The following is a 25,720-nucleotide window of genomic DNA, read 5'->3' as shown; positions in this document are numbered from 1 at the left end:
ACGACCTATATTTTAAGTTGTTGACTTGATATGTATCAATTTAATATTATGGATCTTAAAAATTTAACTCCCTCCACCATGAAAAATTCTATTCTTTTGATTTTTATCATTTCCATTTATTTCTTTTCCTGTAAGCAGAAAAATGAAGAAAAAGACAGGAACATCATCATCGCAGGAAAAATCGAAAACCTGACCCAGGAAAAATTTCAAGTCATTCTTCATGATGAAGAACTTCTGGAAAGCCAAGTGCAAGATGAGGGATATTTCCACCTCAAATTTGATTCGGATGAAACGGGAAATTATTTGGTCCAAAATGGTGACTTGAGATTTACCCTTTACCTTGAGCCAGGTGACAGCATCTTTATCAGGGCAGATAACCAGGATTTTGGGTCAACATTTGAAGCCGAGGCTGATAAATCTTTGGAAAATATCTATTTAAGGGAAAAGTGGAAAGTGCTATATGAAAACCTCTATGAAAATATGATGGAATTGATGGGCCATCCCAGAGAGATTTATTTTGGTAAAAAGGATAGCATTCTCAGTTTGGTTAAAAAACCTCTGGTAGATTTGAAAACAACCGAGAAGGTAAACAAGCATTTCTTAGATATGGAAGAAAATTTCTTCAAATATCAATCCCTTAGTTTGGATAATATGTATCCCAGGTATCATTCGAATATTCATGAAATTTCCCAAGAGGAGGTTGATTTCCCAGTGGATAGCATTCAATATCTCATTTCACAAATTCCAATGGATGATCCTAAACTTTTGGAAGTTGAATCTTATAAAAGTCTACTTGAAAGTAAGCTTAACAAATTAGCTTCTGATTTAATTGAGAATGATTCCACTTTAAAATATCAAGATGCTTATTGGATGGCGATCGAAAAAATGCTGTCCAACCAGGAAATGCAGGATTTTTTCAAATTTGAATCGGTTTATTATGAAATTTATTTCTACGGTCCTGTTGGTTCCCAAGCCCAGATTGATAAGTTTTTAGCTGAAAACCAGTCTCGTAAATATGCGGTAAGGCTTGAAAAAGCAATAGCCAAATGGGAGCCTATCAATCCGGGAAAAGAAACCCCTGATTTCACATTTACCAATCTTGAAGGAGATCAGGTGAATCTGAGCGACCTAAAGGGGAAATTGGTTTACATTGATATTTGGGCTACCTGGTGTGGACCTTGTATTGCAGAGCACCCGCATTGGGATAAGCTGAAAGAGGAATTCAAAGACCAACCCATCGCTTTTTTGACCATCTCAATTGATGATACCCGTGAACCTTGGGAAAAAATGGTCAAAAACAAAAAAATGACAGGCCTTCAGTGGTATGCGGAAAATGCCTGGCAGTCAGAAATCGCCCGGCATTTCCAAATCAACTCCATACCCAGGTTCATTCTTTTGGATGAAGAAGGCAAAATTATCAATCCATCAGCGGATAGGCCATCAGGATCGATTAGAGAAACTTTTGAGAAACATTTGCAAGGCTAACAAATTTTCCCATTAGAAACTTTCATAGTTGAAAGAAACTCCTCCCAGTGCAAGCCAAATCTTGGAATTGTTTCTGACATTGACAATTTTAATAAGTTAGAGTTTGATCAGTTGCTCGGAATATCTTTTATTTCCATTGGAAACTACCAATACAAATCTTCCTGGGGGATAAGGGCTTATGTCAAAAATTCTTTTAAATGAGTAACTGCTTTCAGCTCCTTCAAAAATTTTTCCGGAAGACCTTCCGCTCATGTCCACTATTTCAACCTTGACCGGTCCTGGCTGTATGTCCATTTCCAGGGTGAAAAAATCCTGGACCGGGTTAGGAAATATTTTAATCCGAAGCTCTTCCTTGGGATTATCCGTTGCGTTCAAAGCATTTTTGATCACAGGTACCTGTTCAAATGTTTTATTTTGATTAGCAGACATACTCACTCTAGCAGTGGGATCAAACCATTGGCTTAAGATGGAAGTATAAATCTGTCTGAAATCAAACTGTAGTGGAAGGTTATCATTATAGACTTCATTCCCTCTAATGGTAGGTGAATTTCCCAGGTATTTGCCTTCTGACATATTCCCAAAAATAAACATTGGGGCTGCCGAACCGTGATCAGTTCCCAAGCTTGAATTGGATACAATTCTTCTTCCGAATTCAGAGAATGTCATTCCCATTACCCGGTCTGCTGTGCCCTGATATTCCAGGTCCTTCATAAAGGCCATGATGGAGTCATTGACCGTCTGAAGAAGATTGGCATGTCTTCCCAAAGTCCTGTCGGAATCTTCCACCTGATTGTCATGGGTATCAAAACCACCCATTCTGACTAAATATAGTGGTGTCCTCAATCCGCCCGCAATCAATCTGGATACTATTTTTAGCTGGTTAGCAAGCCTGTTGTCCGGATAAGGTCTTTGATAGGTAATACGTTCGGCAGCATCTTTAACAATCCTGCCATATTTTTGGGATTGCTGTGCCATCAGCCTAATATACCTGATTTTATCTCCTACTGGTCCTTCAGGTGCCTCATCTACTTCATTTTCCAATAACTCGTAAAATGAATTAACATTGTTCAATACCATGCTAAACCCGATTTTTTCACCTTGAAAAAGCATAGAAGCGCCCAGACCTATTTCTATAGCCAAGGGATCAGGATAGGCTTCATTTGGATATTCTTCGGGAAATTCGGGGTGTTTACCTTCCAAATATCTTCCCGTCCAACCAGAGTTTACAATTTGGTCGGCATCAGATCCGCTCATCCATATATCCATGGACCTGAAATGTGAAAAATTTTGCTGGGGATAACCAACAGAATGGATTACCTGTAACCTCCCTTCTTCATATAATGATTTCAAATCACTGAGAGCGGGATGAAATGCAAAGTCAGTATCCGGAATTTCAAGCAATTGTGATTCCTGCATCACAACATGGGGCCTTACATTGGTCAATGCCCCGTAATTGCCTAAAGGAATGACTGTATTCAAGCCATCATTTCCCCCCTCAAGGTAAATCAGAACCAGAGCTCTGTCGGTGTCATTTGCCAATCGGAGCAGGTTATCTAGGGTCCTTCCAAAACCTGTAGTACTGAAACTGCCTAAAAATCCGGGGATGGCAAGACTATGGGCAACATGTTTTAAAAAAGTCCTTCTTTCCATTTCTCCTTACATTAATTGTGTTTCCGCTAACTGTAAAAGCCGTTGAAAGGCAGGATTTAGCCTGTTCAATACCACATTTTTACTTTCCAGATCTGAAGGATTGTCCATATAGGACAACCACGCTCCGGTCCAATAATAATCCATATCCTGACCACTCAATAATATCTGCTTTACAAGATTGATATAGCTTTCAGTAAGTTCTACCCCCATAATGGTTACTGATGCCTCCTGAATTAAGGCATTGGGGTCTTCCGGTTTGTCCAACTTTTTGACAAACTCCAAAATATCCGCTGTAATAAATTGGGAATTGCTCAGCCTATATCCCCAAAAGATCATTGCATCGCATAAAAATATCCTTTTGGCTATGGTGTCTGTGTTTATCCATATTTTATCATACATGGGCGTTTGGTAATAAGGTGTCCAACCGGCTACATTGGGCGGATCACCAATCTCCATCCCGATATTGGCGGTTTGCCATAGAATTCCACTGTACATTTCTTTTTCCTCTTGGAAATTACTTGCCATTTTCATTTCAAAAATCTTCCAAAAACCCAAGGTAAAATCCAAGGGATTTTTAATCATTACCCCTATAATATAGGGATGGTAAAAATGGGCGGAACTGAATAAAACCCTGAGGGCAGGCTCAATATCATAATTATTCTGTCTGATAACTTGGGATAGTGGTGTAATCACATTCCTTTCAGCACTTTCTGATATTTCTGTAGATACAAAAAAAGCATATATTTTTCTAGCGATATGTTTGGCACATTCTGAAGTGGCAAAAATCATATCCAATAGTTCATCCAACTCCTGAGCCCCATCCGCTCCTTCCCTACCTTGAATCACCTTGTTTCCATAGAATGCAGAAAATCTTTTTTCACCGGTATGGTGCATTTCAGGATCAAAAATGGACTGTGGGGCACCAGTGCTATGAATACTTTCCCAATCAATGGTCCATCCTGTCAGGACTCTTGCCACCATACGGACATCCTCTTCGGTATACCTTGCATCTTTTCCTTTTCCCACACAAAAAAGCTCCTGAAGTTCTCTTGCAAAATTTTCGTCAGGGGTATTCTTGTTATTGAAAGCCCCACTTAAAAAAATCAACATGGCAGGGTCTATGGTCAAATCTCTGATCAACTCCTTGAAATTTCCCAAAGAATGCTTTTCAAGCATTTTGAAATACCTGTAGCAATTTTTTGATATAAAAACATCCCACATTTTGATAGGAAGGTAACTCCACCAAAACAAAATCATTTTTTCCTGAATACTGCTCTGGGAATTCAGAATCCTTCCAATCATCCAGGCCTTCATCGAAACAATTCTATCTCCCTCAAACTCATTGTCAAATTTTGCCAAAACAAAAGATTCCCTTTCAGGTACTTCCGGATCAATATTGTCGGAATCCATGTTGTAATTGTTGACCGGTTCAGGATAATTAAAATTATTGGTAAAAAAATGATCTAAAACAGATCCAATTCCACTATTCCTAAACCTGTTCAATTCATCAGGCTTTACTCCAAAACTTATCCTTTTGATCAAATGTGCAAGATGCCTATCTGTAAATTCTCCGGAAAATGGTTCCAATCCGGCTTCAATTTCCTGAAGTCTTGCACTGGCAGCAACATCCCTGATGACTTTGCCATTTGAATTTTTCGCTAATTCAATTGGAGCTACTTTTTGATACTTGGGAACAAGGTGTCTGTATTGACCCGGCCTGATTACTTCCATATGCTGTCAATCTTGTGTAATTCCCAGAACCAATACTGATAAAATAAGGTGAATTTTACCTAAAATCAGTAAATTTTTAGTCTGAGGTAAATCAAGAATTTTCTTATTTTTAGTTGAATTTCAATCATTTAACCTTGAAAAAATAACAATAAAAATCATTTTAATGCCAAAAAAAATCAACTATTTTTTCATGATAAAAATTTTGTTTTATACGGAAGAAAAAAAGCATTTAGTCTGCTTTATTTTTTAATTTATAGTTTAAAACACTCAAAAGACCTCTCATGAAATTGAGAGGTCCTTAGGTTCTATATCAAAACAATCCCAATTGTTCATCTTCATCATCTTTCTTAATTTTAAACTCAACTGTTGAACCTATCTCAATATCATCATCAGTTGAATCAGAAGATAAATTCCCACTTTCTTCTTCTTTTTCGGAGCTGCTGTCCAGTAGTTTTACTTCAAGGACTTTATGAGAGGAGAGCTTATTTCCAATGGCTTTCCATCCTTTGACATCGATCAACATATCCAGGTCATATTCTACTTCTTCCTGCTCTTTACCTTTGGCCAAAATTACCTTCACCTGTGGTTGTTTATCAGAAGATACTATCAATAGTTGTGACTGTTTATGGTCTGAGATCACATTGAACTTCTTATTTAAGGTGGTAGTTTCTATTAGGAACCTCTTTACAAAATGATTTTTGCTGGTACCATCATAATAGATGACCGAATAAACTTTTTGAGGATCAAATTTTTCAATTAAAACTACCGAATTGGCCTCATAGCGGTTGGTCAATTCAAAGGTGGTCAATTCGTAATCTCCATTTTTATAAAAAACAATGATCCGGTCCTCTCCAAGGAAGTTTCCTATTTTTCTTCCCCTCTGATCTGTATTCAATCTTCCAATGGAGCTGTCATAATAAATATCCAAGCCCCCAAGGGTGGATACCCCCTCCATTTTCAACTGAATTTTTCTAACCGGATATTTAGTCAGAATGTTGCCACCTGCAGCTCTTCCTTTAATTTCAATTGTACTGAATTCGAAATCAAATACTTTTATTCTGGCTTTGGCACCCTGTGTAAGATATACTGTTACTATTTCTGCTTCCCCGTTAGGATTTGCTGTTAAATAAAGAACCTTGGAACCTTTGGTTCCTTTGGTCAGGTCATATTCTCTATCTCTGGTAACAGCCAAAACCTGAAATCTTTTGACCATTGCCTTTCCTGAGCCTCCATCAAGGTAAATCAGGTTGTAAACCATCCTTTCATCACCTTTTCGAAAGACAGCCGCATGGATAATATCTTTCCCAACAAAACCTTTCTCCTGTATTTTGGTGACCACACATTTTCCGTCCCTTCTGATCACAATAATGTCATCAAGGTCTGAACAATCGCAAACAAATTCATCCTTTTTCAAACCATATCCTACAAAACCATCTGATCTGTTCACATATAATTTGGCATTATTGGCTGCTACAACAGTCGCTTCAATTGTATCAAAAGTTCTGATTTCTGTTTTTCTCTCCCTACCCTTTCCGTATTTAGCTAAAAGGTTTTCATAGTATTTGATGGCATATTCTGTCAGGTGCTTGAGATTATAGTTGACTTCCTTCAGTTCATCCTGTAGTTTTCGCATCAGCTCATCTGCCTTAAAGGCATCAAACTTTGAAATCCTTTTGATTTTGATTTCCGTCAGACGGACAATATCCTCTGTGGTTATCTCTCTGTAAAAGTCAGGTTTGAATGGATCCAGTCCTTTATCGATGGTTTGGATTACAGCCTCCCAGGTTTCACATTCTTCAATATCCCTATAAATTCTGTTTTCAATGAATATTTTTTCCAGTGAGGAAAACAGTAATTTTTCCATCAATTCACCTTTCCGGATTTCAAGCTCTCTTTTCAGGAGCGCTTTAGTCTGCTTGGTGTTGTACTCCAGAATTTCATTTACAGAAAGAAAAACCGGTTTTTCATCAATGATAACACAGGCATTTGGGGAAATACTGACTTCACAGTCTGTAAAAGCATAAAGGGCGTCGATGGTCATATCCGGTGATTGTCCCGGTGCCAACTGGATCTGTATTTCCACATCTTTTGCGGTGTTGTCCACCACTTTTTTAATCTTTATTTTACCCTTATCATTTGCCTTGATGATGGATTCAATCAAAGAATTTGTAGTTGTTCCAAAAGGTATATCTTTGATCAACAGGGTTTTATTATCCTCTTCTTCTATTCTGGCCCTTACTTTTATTCTTCCTCCCCTTAGCCCCTCATTGTATTCTGAAAAATCTGCCAGTCCTCCTGTTGGGAAATCTGGAAGAATATTGGTTTTTTCCCCATTTAAAATCTGGATCGAACCTTCAATTAATTCACAAAAGTTATGGGGTAAAATCTTGGTGGATAAGCCAACAGCGATACCTTCGACCCCTTGGGCCAATAACAGCGGAAATTTTACAGGAAGTGTTACCGGTTCCCTTTTTCTTCCGTCATAAGAAAGCTGCCATTCCGTGGTCTGAGGATTGAAAACCACTTCAAGAGCAAATTTTGATAGCCTGGCTTCAATGTACCTAGCGGCAGCTGCACCGTCACCCGTGCGGATATCTCCCCAGTTACCTTGGGTCTCTATTAAAAGATCTTTTTGGCCGAGATTTACAATGGCATCCCCAATAGAGGCATCTCCGTGGGGATGGTATTGCATGGATTGGCCTATGATATTGGCAACCTTATTGAAACGCCCATCATCCATTTCTTTCATGGCGTGAAGGATCCTTCTTTGAACCGGTTTTAAGCCATCTTCAATGGCTGGAACTGCTCTTTCCAATATAACATAGGATGCATAGTCCAAAAACCAATCCTTATACATCCCGGTTACCGGGATAGAGTCGTGCAAACTCTCTTCCTTTTCTTCAGGTTTATTATTGCTATTGTCACTCATTTACAAAGTATCTTTTATTCACTTAAAGTGAAATCACCCAAACAAGAGTGAATGGCTGATTTAAATTATAGTATCTTAGAAATATGAACTACAATTAGGCTGCTTCAACTTCCTCTTTTTCTTCGTTTTTGGCAGGATCATCAAATACAATATCTTTTTCAATTTTTAAGTTGTCAATGATAAAATTTTGACGGTCAGGGGTATTTTTACCCATATAGAAATTCAATAAGTCTGCAATTTTGGTTTCCTTGCTCAAAATAATGGGGTCTAAGCGGATATCCTCCCCAATAAATTTTCCGAATTCATCAGGAGAAATCTCTCCAAGACCTTTGAAACGCGTAATCTCGGCAGATTTTCCAAGTTTGTGAATCGCTCGTTGACGTTCCTCATCCGTGTAACAATAAATGGTCTCTTTTTTATTCCTAACCCTAAAAAGTGGGGTGTCAAGGATGAACAAATGGCCATTCTTAACCAAATCAGGGAAAAACTGTAGAAAGTAGGTCATGATCAGCAACCTGATATGCATGCCATCCACATCAGCATCTGTAGCAATGACGATTTTCCTATACCTTAATCCCTCAATTCCATCCTCTATATTCAGGGCATGCTGAAGCAGGTTGAATTCCTCATTTTCGTATACTACTTTTTTGGTCATGCCAAAACAGTTCAAAGGCTTGCCTCTTAGAGAGAAAACGGCCTGAGTCTGCACATCCCTGGATTTGGTAATGGAACCTGAGGCTGAATCACCCTCAGTGATGAACAACATGGTTTTGTTTTTTTGTTCATCATCCCCTTTGGGGTCATCATAATGAACCCTACAATCCCTTAGCTTTTTATTATGTAAATTGGCTTTTTTGGCCCGTTCATTTGCCAGTTTCTTTATACCGGAAATCTCCTTCCTTTCTCTTTCGGATTGAAGGATCCTTTTTAAAAGGGCATCAGCTACTGAAGGGTTTTTGTGAAGGTAATTATCAAGTTCTGTTTTGATGAAATCATTCACGAAAGTTCTGAGTGTTGGCCCATCCGGCCCTATGTTCTGTGAACCCAATTTTGTTTTGGTCTGGGATTCAAAAACCGGTTCCTGAACCCTCACAGCAATAGCTGCGACCACACTTTGGCGGATATCGGAAGCATCGTAATCTTTCTTATAAAATTCCCTGATGGTCTTGACTATGGCTTCTCTGAAAGCGGCAAGGTGTGTTCCTCCCTGAGTTGTAAACTGTCCATTGACAAATGAATAGTATTCTTCCCCATATTGATTGGAATGGGTTAAGGCCATTTCAATGTCATTACCTTTAAGATGAATAATGGGATATCTAACGCTGTCTTCATCCACTTTTCTTAATAAGAGGTCATATAATCCCCTTTCGGAAAAGTATTTCTTCCCATTGTAATTGATGGTAAGACCTGCGTTCAGGAAAGCATAGTTCCAGATTTGGTTTTCAAGATATTCGGGAATAAAATGATAATTTTTAAATACTGTACTGTCTGGGGAAAAGACCACTTTAGTTCCATTTCTTTCAGAGGTTTTTTCTATTTTTTGGTCATTGACCAAGATGCCCTTTTCAAATTCGGCCATTTTTGTTTCCCCATCTCTAAAAGACTGGACTTTGAAAAAATCGGAAAGTGCATTGACTGCTTTTGTACCTACGCCATTTAAGCCTACTGATTTTTGAAATGCGCCGGAGTCATACTTGCCCCCGGTATTTATTTTGGAAACACAATCGATGACTTTTCCTAATGGAATACCACGGCCATAATCCCGTACTTCAACCTTATGCTCAGAAATTTTTATATCAATGGTCCTTCCATAGCCCATCATATGCTCATCGATACTATTGTCGACCACTTCCTTTACCAACACATATATACCATCATCCTGTGCACTTCCATCACCCAATTTACCGATATACATACCCGGCCTAAGCCTGATGTGTTCCCTCCAATCCAATGACTTGATACTGTCCTCGGTATACTGTACGTTTTCTGCCATTTACTTAATCCTTTAATTTTGGTGTTTAAAGATTTACTTTTCGGTAGTCTGTATTGAAGTGAATTTTTTCAACAATATCCTGAATAATCCAATGATCCAAACTACAAAAAATATTGGAATCAGATAAAAGAAGAAAGCAAAACTTCCTGTGCTGATTTCATTTTGGTTATTGATACTGTGGACAAAAAGTCCCAGGATACTTAGGGATAAATTCACGATTCCGACAAATGAATAAATCCAGGTCAGCATGTAGTCTCTGAATCTATCCCCAATGGGAAATAATCTTTTAAGATTTTTTGTGCTTTGCTGCTCAATTAATTTTGCAGGGGTCAATAAAAGAATATTCAAAATAATGAAAATAATAAGTCCTGTGTAAAAAAAGGCGTTTTTACCCATACTTTTAACAGCAACTCCCTCATCATTGAATTCCAAAACAACCAATTCAGAAAGTGATGAATAGGTGTATAAAAAAGAGAAAATAAATAATAGAACTGACAGGAAATGGAAAACTTTTCCGAAACGGTAATACATAATCAATCGTCGTTTTGCGCGCTAATATAAATATTAAAAAGGAGACTAGACTGAAACTGTTTTTCCCTTTTTTGGTTTTTAATAAGGACTTGGTCTATTAAAAAATGGAAATGCCTGAGATCAAGTCAATTTAAGTTAATGGGCAGCAGTAAAAAACAGGAAATTTTAATTTAGTTTTGCCCCTTGTCTGTTTTATGGGTTTGTATTTACCATTTATTCACCAGAACTGATGTTTAGGATTCAAATCAAGAGCTTAGCGGGCTTTATTTTATTCTTTTCACTTGTAATGGCCTGTTCTTCAAAAGTAGAGGTTAGAGGAGTGAACCTTAGCAATTGGAAAAAGGATAGGAACGGTTGCCTTGGTTTAAGGGCAAATGACCTTGAAAATTTTCGTGCGGTTAAAAATGACCTGCTTGGTAAAGACAACCAGGCATTGATCAAAACTTTTGGAAGGCCGGATAAAGTGGAATTGGCTGACCGGAGCCAAACATTTTTCATTTATTTTATTGAACCGGGTCCGGGCTGTGGGAATGAAAACATAGAGGAAGAGCCTATGAAGGTAATTTTCAGGCTCAATGCCATCAGCAGGGTGAGCGAGGTAACAATTAGCACCCTTAATCCTTAATTGAAAGTTTTTATTATGATAGTTAATTATTTTGACGCTGGTCAAAAAAATAATGATGTTCAAAAAATGAATTAATTTTTAAATAAAAGACCATTTTTTGAACATTTGAAGTGGTTTTTCTTGACTTGGACAAATGTGACATGAAAAAAGCCTGACCAAAAATAAGGGCAGGCTCTCATTTAAATCAAAGTTTTTTCAATCCTCCAAAAAGCACAAGGCGGCCGCACCAAGAGTACCGGCATTATTTTCTAAAGTGGCTTTCATCAAATTCAGGTCTTTCACATAATAAGGCGTAAGGAACTGACGGACCGTTTTATCCAAAGAAGGCATCATAAATTCAAGTCCTGCAGAAATTCCACCTCCGAAATACACATTGGTGACATCCAAAATCCGGATGGTGGATACAATAGCTTCTCCAAGAATTCTTCCAACTTCTTCGAATACCATCAAGGACACCTCATTACCTGCTTTGGCAGTATCTACCAATAAATGGGTTCCCAGTTCTTTATCTATTAATTCACCTGCCAGTCTCGGATATGCCTGGATAAACCTTTCCATAATTTTCAGGATACCATTTCTACCGATTAGTTTTTCAAGACCTTCGTTTCCTCTGGAAAGCATATGACCCATTTCCATCGCGTTTCCTCTGGCCCCTTGAAAAATCGCTCCATCCAAAACCAAAGCACTTCCAATTCCTGTTCCCATAGTAATAAAAAGGAAATCCTCAGGTGGATTGTTTTTGCCAAACCGGTACTCCCCTATGGCAGCGGCAGCCGCATCATTTTCAAGGAAAAATGAAACGCCCGGATAGGTTTCCTTTAGGGCACCTTTGAGGTTAAAACCATTCAAACCGGGAATTGCCGGGATTTCCAAAGTCGTAGTCCTATCTTTGGATATCAGGCCAGGAAGTCCTATACCCACTTTGGTTACTCCCTGATATTTCTCAAGTATTTTTCCCATACCATTGATAAACCTATGGTTGAAACCTTTAGGATCATCTCTGTAGGGTGCAGTATCTATTTTCTCAAATGAAAGAATTTCACCTTGCCTGTCTACCAGGCCGATTTTCAAATGGGTACCTCCCACATCGACACCCAAAAAATGCTCTTGGTCTTTATTCATGGTTATTTTTAATAGGTTTAAGTCACTAAAATAGTAAAGAGATTTGCTTACTTCCTAAAATCTTTGCCAATGTCTTGAAATATTTCATATACAGCAGGGCAAATTAGGGAATTTTTTAAGGTTAAATTCAAAATTCCATGCATGTTTTTTCGGTTGGTATGGGGATATTCCCTACATGCTTTGGGCCTTGCCTCATATACCAAACAAGTGTTGTCTTCATTTAAAAATGGGCAAGGAGCAGAATTCAGTACAAAATCGCCTTCTTCATCCCTATGTAAATATTGATCCATAAAATCAGCACTTTTCATTCTGAAAACCTTTGCCAATCTGTCTATATCAGTTTTTAAGAAAATTGGACTTGTGGTTTTGCAGCAGTTGGCACATTCAAGACAATTGATTTTGCTGAAAGCAGTATCGTGGGAAATAGAAAATATTTCGTCGAGGATTTTACCCTTAGTTTTCTTTAATTTCCCTACCAGCTTTTTGTTTGTAGCATATTCGGTATTAGACCTGTTTTTAAAATTATCCAAATCCATTTTTCATAATATTCAAAGTAAATATAGGTCAATAACTAATATATATTTATTTGGTTTTCAGTCGTTTAATTAGTAAATTAAACAACCTAAACCTAAGCCACTATGAAAATGCACCCCAATGAGCTGTTTTTCTACTTTAACCCTACCCATTCTGTAGACAAACAAATGAGGGCTTATGCCCAATCCATTGCCCAGCACATCAATGAGATCAACATCGAAAAAGAGCGCATCACATTGACCGGTTGGCAGACCATTCTGGAAAAACTCAACCTCAGACCTAAAGACCTATTGAACAGGGCGCATCCGGATTATCAAAGTAAAATTGCAGGGAAAACTTGGGACGAAGAGGGCTGGTTAAATATCCTGACCAGAAATCCCCATCTGATCAAAGCACCCATTGCCATTAAAAAGAATAAGGCGGTGCTTTGCATAACACCCAATTCCATTCTGGAATTGGATTAAATCAGTTCAATCCCGTTTTCTTTGATGGCAATCTTTCTTGCTTTGTATAATTGACCGATCGACTGCTTGAAATGTTTTTTACTCATTCCCAGTAATTCTTTAATGGACTCAGGGGATGATTTATCATGAAGGGGCAAAAATTTCCGGATTTTTAAAACTTCCAGGATTTTTTCAGCCCCTTCCTCGTATTTTTCCCTTCCCCTTGGTAACAGCTGTAAATCCAATTTTCCATCTTCTCTCCTTTTTTTTATGAATACCCTGATTTTATCGCCGATTTCCAAAGGTTGAAAAACCTCATTTTTATAGAGAAGGCCTTCAAAATTCCCTTCAATAAGGGCTTTGTAACCAAGATCCGTTTCTTCAAAAATAGCTGCCTCAGTTTCCTGTCCCTCTTCAAATCCACGGGTATCTTTGATCAGGAAATCCTCATATTTGGAAACCCCGATCAATCTATCCGTTTTATAATCCTTGCAGATCCTGACCAGGTATTTTTCTCCTTTGATCATTGGTTTTGCCATTTCAGCTTTCGGGACAAAAAGATCTTTGGGAAGACCCCAATCCATAAATGCGCCGAATTTTGTTATTTCTCTTGCCTCCATTATGGCAAATTCATCCAATAAGGCCGTAGGTTTGTTGGTTACCGCAACTGGACGGTCTTCACTATCTGTATAAACAAATACTTCAATTTCATCACCTTCTTTTTCAGTTCCTTTTAGATAACTTTTTGGTAATAATACTTCCCCTCCTTCCCGTAAAGCCAAATAAGCTCCATTTGGTGTAAATCTATTGACCAATAGGCTGTTAATTTTTCCCAATTCTTTCATGCTCCAAATGTAACTATTTTATACGATTAGGAATTGGATTTACTTCTGTTTCGGTTTAGATTTGAAGCCTGCATGGATGGGAAAATTCCAGAACCATTGGCCAGGTTTTTCATTAATAAATAAAAAATCAGAATATTTAACCCAAATAAGATGAACAACATTTCAGTGATAGGATCAGGAACCATGGGAAATGGCATTGCCCATGTTTATGCCCAAAACGGCTATAAAGTTGCTTTAATTGATGTACAGCAAAATGCCCTGGAAAAAGCCCTCGCTACTATTTCAAGAAATTTTGACAGACAAATTTCAAAAGGGACCCTTACAGAGGATGACAAAGCGATGGCATTAGGTAGGATAAAGACCTTTACCAATCTGGAGGAAGGGGTGAAAAGTGCTGATCTGGTAGTTGAAGCCGCAACCGAAAATATTTCTGTTAAACTGGACCTTTTCAGGCAACTTGATCAAATATGCAAGGAAAGTACCATTTTGGCTACCAACACTTCTTCCATATCCATTACCAAAATTGCAGCAGTAACAGGTAGAGCGGATAAAGTCATTGGCATGCATTTCATGAACCCCGTTCCGGTCATGAAATTGGTGGAAGTGATCAGAGGATATGCGACCTCAGACGAAGTCACTTCCAAAATAATGGATCTTTCCAAAAAGCTGGATAAAGTGCCGGTTGAAGTGAATGATTATCCTGGATTTGTGGCCAACAGGATCTTGATGCCTATGATCAATGAGGCCATTTATACATTATATGAAGGGGTAGCTGGGATTGAAGAGATAGATACCGTAATGAAATTAGGCATGGCACACCCAATGGGCCCTTTGCAGTTGGCTGATTTTATTGGGTTAGATGTTTGCCTATCTATCCTAAGGGTGTTGTTTGATGGATTCGGTAACCCCAAATATGCTCCTTGCCCTTTACTTGTGAACATGGTGGAAGCAGGCTTTAAAGGGGTGAAATCAGGTGAAGGTTTTTACAAATATACCCCTGGAGTAAAAGAATTTGTTGTTTCTCCTCAGTTTAAGAAGTAATAAAGTAGTTTATTTTGGAAATGGTATGGCGAAAATTCAGCCATATATTTCTACTAGGTAATCAAAAAATGCATATAGCAGTATCAGGAAATATAGGAAGTGGAAAGACCACTCTGACCATCAAATTGGCAAAACATTATGGTTGGAATGCGGAATTGGAAGCAGTGGAAAATAACCCCTATTTGGCAGACTTTTATGAGGATATGAAGAGATGGTCCTTTCATTTGCAGGTTTATTTTTTAAACAGCAGGTTTAATCAGATCAAAAGGATCAGGGATAGCGGTCAATCCGTCATTCAGGACAGAACAATTTATGAGGATGCCTACATATTTGCTGCCAACCTCCATAAGTCAAAGATGATTTCTGACCGGGATTATGAAAATTACCTCAATCTATTCCATTCTATGATCAACTTTGTAAAACCACCGGATTTATTGGTTTATCTAAAAGCTGATATTCCAAAATTGGTTGGTCAAATAGAAAAAAGAGGGAGGCATTATGAAAATTCAATCCGAATAGATTATTTGAAGAATTTGAATGCCCACTATGAAGATTGGATTTCCAATTATGATAAAGGAAAGCTATTGGTGGTGGATGTCAATGACCTGGATTTTGTAGCACATCCGGAAGATTTTTCATCCATTGTTGAGCGGATAGATAGGGAAATCTATGGTCTATTCGCTTGAAAAAAGCCATCAAATTTATTTGATGGCTTTTTTATTCCAATTTTCTTAAGAACCAATTTTTGATTCCCTGTTCCATTTGTTCGGTAGGCCGAATCAATAATTCGTCAATCTTCTTGAGGCTTCCTCCAATCATCAGGTTTTCATGCATCGGAATCCTGATGATTTTATACCCATGTAACCTGCTCAGCAGATCGTATTGGGCATCATTATAGGCATTGAGTTTCCAACCGGAAGAACCATTACCAATCAGTTCCCCAAAGGCCTCACTTTTCCCAAATACTTTGGTAGCCAAAGGCGGTCCGTTCCAAATGCGTTCCTGGGAACCGGATTTTTGACATTCTTTTTCAAAGGTTCTGCAAAGCCGTAAGTATGCATCTCTCCATGGATAAGAAAAAGTATTATAAATCTCTGATTTTAAAGAAATTAACCTATATCTATTGAAATGGACTTCATCGTCATAAATAAAAAGAAAACGGTTGATCTTAAAATCTATTTTAATTCTTTCCAATAAAGGGGCTGGTCCATTGCCTTCTAATTCCTGAAATACATCATTTAAGAGTTCCTCTCCTTTTCCTTTTAGATAACCTTTATTGACCTCCAAATTGAAGTCAATTTCAATGGGAAGTTCAGTTGTTTGAATGATGTCTATAAGCTTTTTGACTTTTAGCTGACGCATAAAATGGTTATTTACCCTTTACGAATTATTTCCCAAGTGTGGTCGGCTAAGAGTTTAACTTCAGCAAGAAATTTTGAAAATTTTTGCTTTCTTCCCCACTCTTCAGGAGCTACTAAACTCAAAAAATCAGTTCCATCTTCCTTTTCATACAGAAAATAATGGTGGTTGATCAAGGGTTCAAAATTCATAGGGGTACGGTAAATCCTTTCTGAAATTTCCACTCTTTTCTGGATGGATTTGGCCTGTTCTGCCAACAAATGCATTTGTTGGTAGATCTGTGCCATCTGCATATCTGTTTGGGAATGCATGGCAGCTACAGCCCTTCCTGTAATTTTACCCTTATCTTCCGGCTTGATGACGGCACTTCCACTCTGATGGGCATATGGTAAAAGACCAGGAATTTCAGTGGTCTTTTCCTTCATTTTTTCCAGGTCCAATTTGTCCACTTCTATTTTTCGTCCGCTTGCCATTTTATTTGATTGTATCCGATGGTGCTATTCTTTCTTTTAGGTTTCCTTTTGAACCGGGAAAAGTCGTTCTTTTGGAGATATCTATTCCAATCCAGATCATGGTGATTAGGAAAACCGCTGCAATAATCAGAAAGATCAACTTGTTTTTATTCATAATCAGTAAGCTTAACCAAGTTCCCAACAAAACAGTTTGAAAAACATCCAAAGTTAAGGTATTGATACGCAATAAAAACCGTAAAAAAAATTAAATTTTGACATAAAGTACAATATAAATCATCAAACTATTTTTGTCTATTTTGTGGAAAACACTTTTTTTATTTATTTGAAATGCATAAACTTGTGTAAATTATGCAAAATTGTGCTAAAATAGATTTTTATGTATCAGCTGATTAGTCCGCAGACCATTATTCAGTATTTTGGTGATGACGATAAAGAAATGCTCAGGGAAATGGTTCAGATCATTTTGGATACCAATTTGAACGATTTGAAGCATTTACATCCATTATATGAAGCCAAGGATTTTGCTACCATCAAAAAGAAATGCCATAAAGCCAAACCTAGCATGAGCTATGTGGGTGCTGTAGATACCAGGAAAATTCTGGAAGCAATAGAAGCTGATCTGGAGAATTCTGCGCCAAAATATGAAACACTCTTAAAACATATTGCTATAATTGAGGATGAACTGGAAAAATTTTTGAAGACAATTTAATCTTCCCATTTATAGTACTCTCATGTAATTTTTTTATTCTTTTTATTTTTTTGGGCACATATTTGAGAAAATTCAAATTTTATGAAACGCCTAAAATTTCTATTATTAGTCCTTTTAATTTACAGTCATTCTAGCTATGCCCAGACCTTAAGTGTAGAGAAAATAATGCAGGATCCCAAATGGATAGGGTACTTCCCTTCAAATATCAAATGGGATGACAAAGGGGAAACCATCTATTTTGATTACAACCCAGAAGGCAATCCGGCTGATTCCCTTTATAAAATAAATATTAAAAACCCTTCCCAAATTGAAAAAGTCAGTGTAGCGGAGAAAAAAGGAATCGTACCGGCCAATGCGGATATAAATATGGCCAAAACGCACAAAGTTTTTGGGAAATCAGGTGACCTTGTTCTTTTTGATATACTTTCCGGAGAAAGGAAAACGCTTCTCTCACTCGGTGACAGAATTAATAATGCGAAATTTTTGGCAAATGATAGCAGAATAGCTTTCCAATCTTCCAATAATATGTATGTATATGACCTTAAAGTCGGGAAATTGGAAAAAATTACACAGATCAAATCCGGGAACAAACCTGAAGAAAAAACCGAAAAATTGGAAAAAAGGGAAGAATGGCTGAAAGAGGATAACCTGGCATTGCTTCAAATAGTAAGGGAAAGAGAAGAGAAAAAGGAAAAAACCAAAAATTACAATGAAGCAATATCAGACCCGGAACCATTTACATTTTATACAGGAAATAAATCTTTGAGTAACCTTCAATTGAGCCCTGATGAAACCTTTGTTACTTTCAATCTGATTTCAAGGGCCGATAACAAAAGGACTGACGTTCCGGATTATGCCCACTTTTCCGGTTATACTACAGACCTTCCCGCCAGATCCAAGGTGGGTGACAAACCCAGTAAAGTGGAATTGGCGATTTACGATTTAAAGAAAGATACAGTATATTTTGCGAAAACCGACAATCTTCCCGGAATTAAAGATTTGCCGGATTATGTGAAAGATTATCCTGAAAAAAAATGGGAGGCAAAAGAAAGGGAAGTTATTATTTCAGCACCGAGTTTTTCACCGGATGGGAAATATACCGTGGTAAATATCCGGTCAGTGGATAACAAAGACCGTTGGATTTCACTGTTGGATTTGAAAACAGGAGAAATAAAAAATCTGGACAGGCAAAGGGATGAGGCATGGATTGCAGGTCCTGGGATAGGATGGAATATGGGGGGCAGCACTTTTGGTTGGCTACCTGATAACAGACATATTTATTTTCAGTCAGAAGAAACCGGTTATTCCCATCTATATATTCTTGATGTGAGCAATGGCCAAAAGAAGCCATTGACAAAAGGTAATTATGAGGTTTTCAATCCTAAAATTTCCAATAATGGAAAGTTTTGGTTCCTCAGTACCTCTGAGGTTCATCCTGGTGAAAGACATTTGTATATGATGCCATTGATGGGTGGTAAAATGGAGAAATTGACCTCAATGGAGGGAAATAATGAAGTTTTTTTGTCACCGGATGAAAAGCATTTGGCCATTTTGTATTCTTATAGCAATAAACCCTGGGAATTGTATTTTCAGGAAAATCTTCCAAATTCAAATCCTGTGCAACTTACCCATGGCCAAAGTGCAGAATTTAAATCTTATCCTTGGAGAGAGCCGAAATTGATTTCCTTCAAAGCAACAGATGGAGCAATGGTTCCTGCCAGACTTTATGTTCCAAAAGAGGATAAGAAAAATGGTGCTGCAATCATTTTTGTCCATGGTGCCGGTTACCTTCAAAATGCTCATAAATGGTGGTCAAGTTATTTTAGGGAGTATATGTTTCATAACCTTCTGGCAGATTTAGGATATACAGTGCTGGATATTGATTATAGGGGCTCTGCAGGTTATGGAAGAAATTGGAGAACGGGAATTTATAGGCATATGGGAGGAAAAGACCTGTCTGACCAGGTAGATGGTGCCAAATATTTGGTAGCCAATTATGGTGTAGATGCAGGTAGAATAGGGATTTATGGAGGCAGTTATGGGGGATTTATTACCCTTATGGGGCTTTTTACCGCACCGGAAACATTTAAATCCGGAGCTGCACTTCGGTCTGTTACTGATTGGGCCCACTATAATCATGGATATACATCCAACATTTTAAACGAACCATTTAATGACCCAATCGCCTATAGACGCTCCTCTCCTATCTATTTTGCTGAAGGATTAAAAGGAAATCTATTGATTGCCCATGGTATGATTGATATCAATGTTCATTTTCAGGATGTGGTGCGTCTCGCACAACGACTTATTGAACTGGGGAAGGATAATTGGGAAATGGCTATTTATCCTGTGGAAGACCATGGTTTCGTTGAGGCCAGTAGCTGGACTGATGAATACAAAAGAATTTTGAAACTGTTCAATGACACTTTGATTGATTGAAAAAATGTTGGATAAACTAAAATTAAGCATCGTATTTGGAATTTTTTTCCTAGTTTTTTCCTGTGGGAAAAAGGATGTGATATCTACAGAAGGCCGTGGTTTTTTATCTGAAAAAGCCATGGTGGTTACAGCAAGAGCAGAAGCATCTAAAATCGGACTCTTAATGATGGAAAAAGGGGGGAATGCTTTTGATGCGATGGTAGCAACCGAACTAGCATTGGCAGTAGCTTATCCTTTTGCTGGAAATCTTGGAGGGGGTGGTTTTATGGTTTATAGGTTGGCAGATGGAAGCTCAGGTTCCATTGACTACAGGGAAAAGGCACCATTAGCAGCCACCAGGGATATGTATTTGGATGAAAAAGGGGATGTTATTCAGGGACTGAGTACTTTAGGGGCTTTGGCCGTAGGGGTACCAGGTACAATTTCAGGTGTATTTGCTGTTCATGAAAAACTGGGGTCTTTACCAATGGAAGAGATTCTTGCACCGGTAATAGAATTGGCAGAAAAGGGAGTAATCGTAACAGAAAACCAAGAAAGAAGACTATCCAATTCCAGACCTGATTTCATCAAAGTAAACGGGGAAAACACCCTATTCGCCAGAGAATTTAAAGCAAATGATACCATCAAATATCCTGCCTTGGCCCAAACTCTAAGAAGGATAGCAAAAAATGGGAAAGAAGAATTCTACAAAGGTGAAACAGCACATAAATTGGTAGATTTTATCCAATCTAAAGGAGGAATCATTACCTTGGAAGATTTGGCCAGCTATGAAGCAAAGTGGAGAGATCCGATTTTGTTTCAATACAAAGATTATCAATTGATTTCCATGGCTCCACCAAGTTCCGGAGGAATTACCCTTGCCCAGATTTTAGGAATGCTGGAGCCATTTGATCTTGCAGGAATGGGCCATAACAGTCCTGACTATATCCAATTGCTGACCGAAGCTGAAAGAAGGGCCTATGCGGATCGGAATTATTATTTGGGTGATCCAGATTATGTGGAAATTCCGGTCAGCCAACTTTTAGATAGGGATTACTTAAAGTATAGGATGGAATCTTTTGATTCCGAAAAAGCTACATTATCCTCTGAGATTTCCCAAGGGCAGATACAGTTTGTAGAAAGTGATGAAACTACCCATTACTCCATTGTGGATCAATTCGGAAATGCAGCGGCAGTTACTACCACCCTGAACGGTGCCTATGGCTCAAAACTGTACAGTGATGAACTGGGTTTTTTCCTCAATAATGAAATGGATGATTTCAGTGCAAAGGCAGGTGTTCCCAATATGTTTGGACTTATTGGAGCTGAGGCAAACAGTATTGCTCCTGGAAAAAGAATGCTCAGTTCCATGACTCCCACAATCGTGGAAAAAGATGGGGAGCTATTGATGGTTGTAGGAACTCCAGGTGGTTCAACTATCATCACCTCAGTGTTGCAAACCATCCTAAATGTTGTGGAGTTTGGGATGACCATGCAGCAGGCAGTCAATGCGCCAAGGTTTCACCACCAATGGATGCCAGATTACATCAATTTTGAACCGGAAGGTTTTGATAAGGCTACATTAGAAGCTTTAAAACAGAAGAGCTATATTATTAATGAAGGATACACTCCGATACTTGGAAAAGTAGATGCCATTCTGGTTTTACCAGATGGTAAGCTTGAAGGAGGAGCTGATCGAAGAGGAGATGATGTGGCGGTTGGATTTTAAAATTTATGGATAGGGAAATTTTAATGGATCTGGTTACCAAGACCATGCCTTTTGGGAAGTACAAAGGAAGATTGCTTTGTGATATTCCGGAACATTATTTAGTTTGGATGCATAGGCAAGGATTTCCTGAAGGAAAGTTGGGAATGTGGCTTCACACCCTATATGAAATCAGAATTAATGGTTTGGAAGGGATATTTGTAGAGTTGAAAAAACAGGTCAAAAAATAAAAAAGGAACTGGATTTTTCCAGTTCCTTTTTTATTTTCCTTTGACTTTAACGGGATATGATTAGATCTGCATTGCCATCAGGATCCTGACTAACCGTTCCAGAGCTCTTTGCACTACCTAATAACAATACTCCTGCAGCATGTGGTGCTGCCATTGAAGTTCCACTGATGGTATTGTACCCGCCTCCTTTCCAGGTTGATTTGATACTCACACCTGGTGCGCAATAATCAATAGGAGGATTTCCAAAATTTGAGAATGAGGCAAATACATTGGAACTGTTCATGGCTGAAATGGTCCAGATATTGTTACCATTTGCCCTAGCAGGAGAATAATTATTGGCATTTGCACTACTGTTTCCAGCTGCAATCACAAACTTGATACCTTTATTGGATGCTGCTAAAACAGCATCATCCAATGCTTGGGAAACAGGACCGCCCAAACTCATATTGGCAACATCGCCTGATTTGGCTTTTCCTCCTACCCAGTCAACTCCGGCTATTACACCTGAATATGATCCGGAACCTCTGGTATCCAAAACTTTTACTGGAACAACAGGTGCTCCAGCAGCAACACCCACAACTCCAATACTGTTATTAATTGCAGCAATTGTACCGGCCACATGGGTTCCATGGCCATTTCCATCGTTTAAGTTTGCATCCCTGCCAGAAGTAAATGCTGTAAATCCATCGGTTGAACTCACATTGAGATCCGGGTGGGTAAGATCAATTCCTGTGTCAATTACCCAGGCCACATTATTGCCGCTATAATTGACGGAACCACCCACACGGGTGATTCCCCAAGGAACTTCTTGGCCAGTGGATCCACCACCTCCTCCACCACCTCCAGGTCTATTTCCCTGGGCAATGCTCATCATACGGTCCGGTTCAATGTATTTTATGGCCGGATCATTTTTAATCAATTCATATTCATCCTTAGTTAACCTTAATGAGAATCCCTCCAAGGTAGATGCATAAACATGACCTAATTTCTCTTCTGAAATCCTATATTTTGACAAAAGCTCATTCGCTATTACACGCATGGCACTTTGATTCACTTCGTAATTTCCGCCTTTTCTAAAAGTAATATTATCAGGGTTCAATACAATGATGAAACTTCCAGGGATGATGTCCCCTTGTTGGTATCTTAAAAACTGATCCTCCGTTTCTAAGACCGGAATTTCCTGGTTTTCCTGACAGGATAGTGTAAGTAAGCTAATAGCAATTGCAGCCATACCTATAGGCCTTTTAAGGAATTTGTAATAAGGTTTTAGCATAATAATAATTGTTAGGGTTTTTAAATGATGCAAAATTTAATTTGCTGTTTTTAAATAATGCAATTAATTCCATTTTAACAATATTGTGCAAGAAATTAAATTTAAAAAACATTTTTTAGTTTAGATTTTTATGCTTCAAATGAGATAATTATCAATAAAAAACTCACTTTTTCCTGCAAACTATTTATCCCTTCGGTTTAATTCTCTCTTTTAAATGAAACAAAGTTGCATTTTTTATTGGGTGTATCCTCATGTTTCCTTATTTTTGCAACATAGTTTCATTTATGCTCCAGGCAAGTATTTCTTTCATTATTATTTTCTTCCTCATGCTTACCTCTTTAGAGGCACAGGAGCCATGTAACCTTAACATCAGAGGAAAGATCATCCATTTGGAAAACAATGAACCTATTGAAGGTGCTTTTATTTGGCTTGTCGAAGCCGAAAAGGGTTCCATTTCAGATGCCTTAGGAAATTTTAGAATACAGAATGTCTGTTCTGGGACAATTACCCTGAAAGTACAGTATATGGGCCATAAGGAATATTTGGAACAAATTTCACTTAATTCAAATACCAATTTGACCATTAGGTTGGTGGCTGAGGATATTGATCTGGAAGGTGTGGATATCCATGGTCATCAGGATGCCTTATTGACTTCCAATGCAGTATCCGCTTTATATGGCAATGTCTTAAGGGAAAGTAGAGGACAAAACCTCGGTGAAACTTTAAAAAGAATTCCTGGAGTTACAAGTTATGCTTCAGGCCCCAGTATTCAAAAGCCTGTTATTCATGGACTGCACAGTAACCGGATTTTGATTTTGAACAATGGGGTAAGACTGGAAGGTCAACAATGGGGTGCTGAACATGCTCCTGAAATTGACCCATTTCTGGCAAAAGAAATTGCTGTAGTTAAAGGGGCCGAATCTGTCCGTTTTGGTCCTGATGCCATGGGCGGTGTCATATTGGTCAATCCCGCCCCATTACCGGTAAAAGCAGGATTTAATGGTGAAGTGGATTTGATTGGATTTTCCAATGGAAGAGGTGTTAACGGAGCGGCCTATATTACAGGTGGCTCTTCCAAAATTGCAGGATTGGGATACCGATTTCAGACCTCCTCCAAAATATCAGGAAATATTCAAACTCCGGATTACATGTTGGATAATACCGGGGTTAGGGAATTTAACCTTTCCGGCGCAATGGGGTATAGCAGCAGTAAATTGGGTACGGAGCTGTATTTTAGCCATTTTCAAACGACTATCGGAATTCTTCGGGATTCCCATACAGGAAATTTATCTGATCTGGAAGAAATTATTGAAAATGGTAGACCATTTAGTGATCCGGATTTTACATATGATATCACCAATCCCAAGCAAGAAGTCGGTCACCAGCTTTTTAAAGCTAAAATACATTACCATCTTAATGATGGTGCAAAGCTTAATCTACAATATGCCTTTCAGAGAAACCATAGGCAAGAATTTGACAGGCGAAGAGGTGATCTTAATGAAAGGCCCTCCCTTGACATGGAACTGTTCACCAACACCCTGGATTTTACCTATACCCACCAAACCAGGAAAAACTGGGATGGTTCTATCGGTTTGGGTTTGATCCAACAGGCAAACTCCAATATCCAGGGAACGGGTGTGGTTCCTTTGATTCCAAATTTTGATATGCTGAATATTGGCGCCTATCTTATAGAAAAGTTTACAAGTGGTCCACTAGAGATTGAAGGGGGATTAAGATATGATTATAGATGGATAGAGGCCGCCAGAATTCTATCTGGGGAACTTCAGGAAAGAAGTTACCAGTTCAATAATTTTTCAGCCTTTTTAGGAGGAATGTATGCATTTTCCAGGAATTGGACATTTAATTCCAATCTGGCAACAGCTTGGAGACCACCAAATATCAATGAGCAGTTTAGTCAAGGACTCCACCATGGTCTGGCAGCCATAGAAATTGGTGATCCGGATTTGGAAAGTGAAAAATCTTATAAGTGGCTGAACAGTCTTAATTATGCAGATAGCAAGTTGAATATAGAATTGACTGCCTATACAAATAGAATCAATAATTATATCTATTTGAACCCTGTTGAAGAGCAATTGATCACCATAAGGGGAACCTTCAATGTTTTTGAATACCTTCAGACAGATGCCGGTTTTTGGGGTACTGACCTGAGTGCAGTTTGGGAGATAACTGATAGATGGGAATTTTTTAACAGATCTTCTTTGGTCAGAGCTGTCAATTTAACAGAAAATTCCTACCTACCATTTATCCCTGCCGATAGAATGGAAAATGGGCTTTCCTTTCAATTGAAAAAGGAAAGAGGAAAGTTTAACTCAAAAATATTCCTGAGCAATTTAACTGTCGCCCAACAGACCAGGGAACCTGATTTTGATTTTGCTCCTGCTCCCCCATCCTATTCCATTTGGAATTTGGGAATTCAGAGCAGTATTAAAACCAAGGGAAATACCCTGAATATCGGTCTCCAAGTTCAAAACCTCTTTGATACTGAATATAAAGATTATATGAACCGCTTCCGTTACTTTACCCATGAAATAGGAAGAAATGTATTCCTTAAACTCAATTATGAATTCTAAATAATTAAACCA

Annotated in this window: 22 protein-coding genes; 10 read left to right on the top strand and 12 right to left on the bottom strand. The window is 38.3% G+C overall.

Translation table 11 applies throughout. The annotated features are described in order from the left end of the window. The first annotated feature begins 78 nt into the window (after positions 1-78). Positions 79-1,485, top strand: coding sequence for a TlpA family protein disulfide reductase (locus ACFSKV_RS06110; RefSeq protein ID WP_380801034.1), 1,407 nt, complete (start codon positions 79-81; stop codon positions 1,483-1,485). A 96-nt stretch (positions 1,486-1,581) separates the two neighbouring features. Here ACFSKV_RS06110 and ACFSKV_RS06105 read toward each other — a convergent pair whose 3' ends face one another. From ACFSKV_RS06105 to ACFSKV_RS06085, 5 genes are all read right to left on the bottom strand, one after another. Next, positions 1,582-3,135, bottom strand: coding sequence for a DUF1501 domain-containing protein (locus ACFSKV_RS06105; RefSeq protein WP_380801033.1), 1,554 nt, complete (start codon positions 3,133-3,135; stop codon positions 1,582-1,584). 6 nt (positions 3,136-3,141) lie between these two features. Further along, the gene (locus tag ACFSKV_RS06100; protein WP_380801032.1) at positions 3,142-4,866 is read right to left on the bottom strand and encodes a DUF1800 domain-containing protein; all 1,725 of its coding nucleotides are present in this window, start codon (positions 4,864-4,866) and stop codon (positions 3,142-3,144) included. Between the two features lie 310 nt (positions 4,867-5,176). Next, positions 5,177-7,795, bottom strand: coding sequence for a DNA gyrase/topoisomerase IV subunit A (locus ACFSKV_RS06095; protein WP_380801031.1), 2,619 nt, complete (start codon positions 7,793-7,795; stop codon positions 5,177-5,179). 94 nt (positions 7,796-7,889) lie between these two features. Beyond that, complete coding sequence (locus tag ACFSKV_RS06090) at positions 7,890-9,788, bottom strand: DNA topoisomerase IV subunit B (protein ID WP_380801030.1); 1,899 nt, start codon at positions 9,786-9,788, stop codon at positions 7,890-7,892. 33 nt (positions 9,789-9,821) lie between these two features. Continuing rightward, positions 9,822-10,319 carry a DNA topoisomerase IV gene (locus ACFSKV_RS06085; protein ID WP_380801029.1) on the bottom strand — a complete coding sequence of 166 codons (498 nt, stop codon included), beginning with the start codon at positions 10,317-10,319 and terminating at the stop codon, positions 9,822-9,824. 229 nt (positions 10,320-10,548) lie between these two features. Here ACFSKV_RS06085 and ACFSKV_RS06080 point away from each other — a divergent pair, with 229 nt between their 5' ends. After that, the gene (locus ACFSKV_RS06080; RefSeq protein ID WP_380801028.1) at positions 10,549-10,944 is read left to right on the top strand and encodes a hypothetical protein; all 396 of its coding nucleotides are present in this window, start codon (positions 10,549-10,551) and stop codon (positions 10,942-10,944) included. Positions 10,945-11,139: 195 nt separating this feature from the next. On the opposite strand, the gene ACFSKV_RS06075 is transcribed toward ACFSKV_RS06080, so the two are convergent. Then, on the bottom strand, positions 11,140-12,066 hold the full coding sequence (locus ACFSKV_RS06075) for an ROK family protein (RefSeq protein WP_380801027.1): 927 nt from the start codon (positions 12,064-12,066) through the stop codon (positions 11,140-11,142). 47 nt (positions 12,067-12,113) lie between these two features. Continuing rightward, positions 12,114-12,602 (bottom strand): YkgJ family cysteine cluster protein, encoded by a 489-nt coding sequence (locus tag ACFSKV_RS06070; RefSeq protein ID WP_380801026.1) that lies wholly within the window; start codon positions 12,600-12,602, stop codon positions 12,114-12,116. Between the two features lie 102 nt (positions 12,603-12,704). Here ACFSKV_RS06070 and ACFSKV_RS06065 point away from each other — a divergent pair, with 102 nt between their 5' ends. Further along, positions 12,705-13,064 (top strand): arsenate reductase family protein, encoded by a 360-nt coding sequence (locus ACFSKV_RS06065; RefSeq protein WP_380801025.1) that lies wholly within the window; start codon positions 12,705-12,707, stop codon positions 13,062-13,064. Here the strand turns inward: ACFSKV_RS06065 and ACFSKV_RS06060 are convergent. Continuing rightward, the gene (locus ACFSKV_RS06060; protein ID WP_380801024.1) at positions 13,061-13,888 is read right to left on the bottom strand and encodes a CvfB family protein; all 828 of its coding nucleotides are present in this window, start codon (positions 13,886-13,888) and stop codon (positions 13,061-13,063) included. The genes ACFSKV_RS06065 and ACFSKV_RS06060 overlap by 4 nt on opposite strands. Before the next feature lie 150 nt (positions 13,889-14,038). Between ACFSKV_RS06060 and ACFSKV_RS06055 the strand changes: the two genes are divergently transcribed. Beyond that, positions 14,039-14,929, top strand: a complete 891-nt coding sequence (locus ACFSKV_RS06055) for a 3-hydroxyacyl-CoA dehydrogenase family protein (protein ID WP_380801023.1) — start codon at positions 14,039-14,041, stop codon at positions 14,927-14,929. Between the two features lie 68 nt (positions 14,930-14,997). Then, entirely contained in the window at positions 14,998-15,615 is a 618-nt protein-coding gene (locus tag ACFSKV_RS06050) for a deoxynucleoside kinase (RefSeq protein WP_380801022.1), read from the top strand. A gap of 31 nt (positions 15,616-15,646) precedes the next feature. Here the strand turns inward: ACFSKV_RS06050 and ACFSKV_RS06045 are convergent, their stop codons facing one another. Genes ACFSKV_RS06045 through ACFSKV_RS06035 form a run of 3 tightly spaced genes read right to left on the bottom strand, consistent with a single transcriptional unit; the run spans position 15,647 to position 16,915 of the window. Further along, positions 15,647-16,291, bottom strand: coding sequence for a DUF7255 family protein (locus tag ACFSKV_RS06045; RefSeq protein ID WP_380801020.1), 645 nt, complete (start codon positions 16,289-16,291; stop codon positions 15,647-15,649). Positions 16,292-16,302: 11 nt separating this feature from the next. Next, a complete protein-coding gene (locus ACFSKV_RS06040; protein ID WP_380801019.1) occupies positions 16,303-16,761 on the bottom strand; it encodes a DUF2452 domain-containing protein in 459 nt (152 codons plus the stop codon). 1 nt (position 16,762) lies between these two features. Next, a complete protein-coding gene (locus ACFSKV_RS06035; RefSeq protein ID WP_380801018.1) occupies positions 16,763-16,915 on the bottom strand; it encodes a hypothetical protein in 153 nt (50 codons plus the stop codon). A 222-nt stretch (positions 16,916-17,137) separates the two neighbouring features. Between ACFSKV_RS06035 and ACFSKV_RS06030 the strand changes: the two genes are divergently transcribed. The 4 genes from ACFSKV_RS06030 to ACFSKV_RS06015 all read left to right on the top strand — a co-directional run bounded on the left by ACFSKV_RS06030 (position 17,138) and on the right by ACFSKV_RS06015 (position 21,844). Then, positions 17,138-17,470, top strand: a complete 333-nt coding sequence (locus ACFSKV_RS06030) for an Hpt domain-containing protein (RefSeq protein WP_380801017.1) — start codon at positions 17,138-17,140, stop codon at positions 17,468-17,470. An 81-nt stretch (positions 17,471-17,551) separates the two neighbouring features. Then, positions 17,552-19,909, top strand: a complete 2,358-nt coding sequence (locus tag ACFSKV_RS06025) for a S9 family peptidase (protein ID WP_380801016.1) — start codon at positions 17,552-17,554, stop codon at positions 19,907-19,909. A 4-nt stretch (positions 19,910-19,913) separates the two neighbouring features. Next, entirely contained in the window at positions 19,914-21,617 is a 1,704-nt protein-coding gene (gene ggt, locus ACFSKV_RS06020; RefSeq protein WP_380801014.1) for a gamma-glutamyltransferase, read from the top strand. 5 nt (positions 21,618-21,622) lie between these two features. Further along, entirely contained in the window at positions 21,623-21,844 is a 222-nt protein-coding gene (locus tag ACFSKV_RS06015) for a DUF3820 family protein (protein ID WP_380801013.1), read from the top strand. Between the two features lie 46 nt (positions 21,845-21,890). Here ACFSKV_RS06015 and ACFSKV_RS06010 read toward each other — a convergent pair whose 3' ends face one another. Then, entirely contained in the window at positions 21,891-23,117 is a 1,227-nt protein-coding gene (locus tag ACFSKV_RS06010; RefSeq protein WP_380801012.1) for a S8 family peptidase, read from the bottom strand. 326 nt (positions 23,118-23,443) lie between these two features. Between ACFSKV_RS06010 and ACFSKV_RS06005 the strand changes: the two genes are divergently transcribed. Next, positions 23,444-25,708, top strand: a complete 2,265-nt coding sequence (locus ACFSKV_RS06005) for a TonB-dependent receptor (RefSeq protein ID WP_380801011.1) — start codon at positions 23,444-23,446, stop codon at positions 25,706-25,708. The last annotated feature ends 12 nt before the right edge of the window (positions 25,709-25,720 follow it).

Origin of the sequence: Shivajiella indica (assembly GCF_042683085.1) — a bacterium.
Classification (GTDB): domain Bacteria; phylum Bacteroidota; class Bacteroidia; order Cytophagales; family Cyclobacteriaceae; genus Shivajiella; species Shivajiella indica.
The sequence above is the reverse complement of the archived record's forward strand: the minus strand, read 5'-3'. Positions and strand labels throughout refer to the sequence as shown.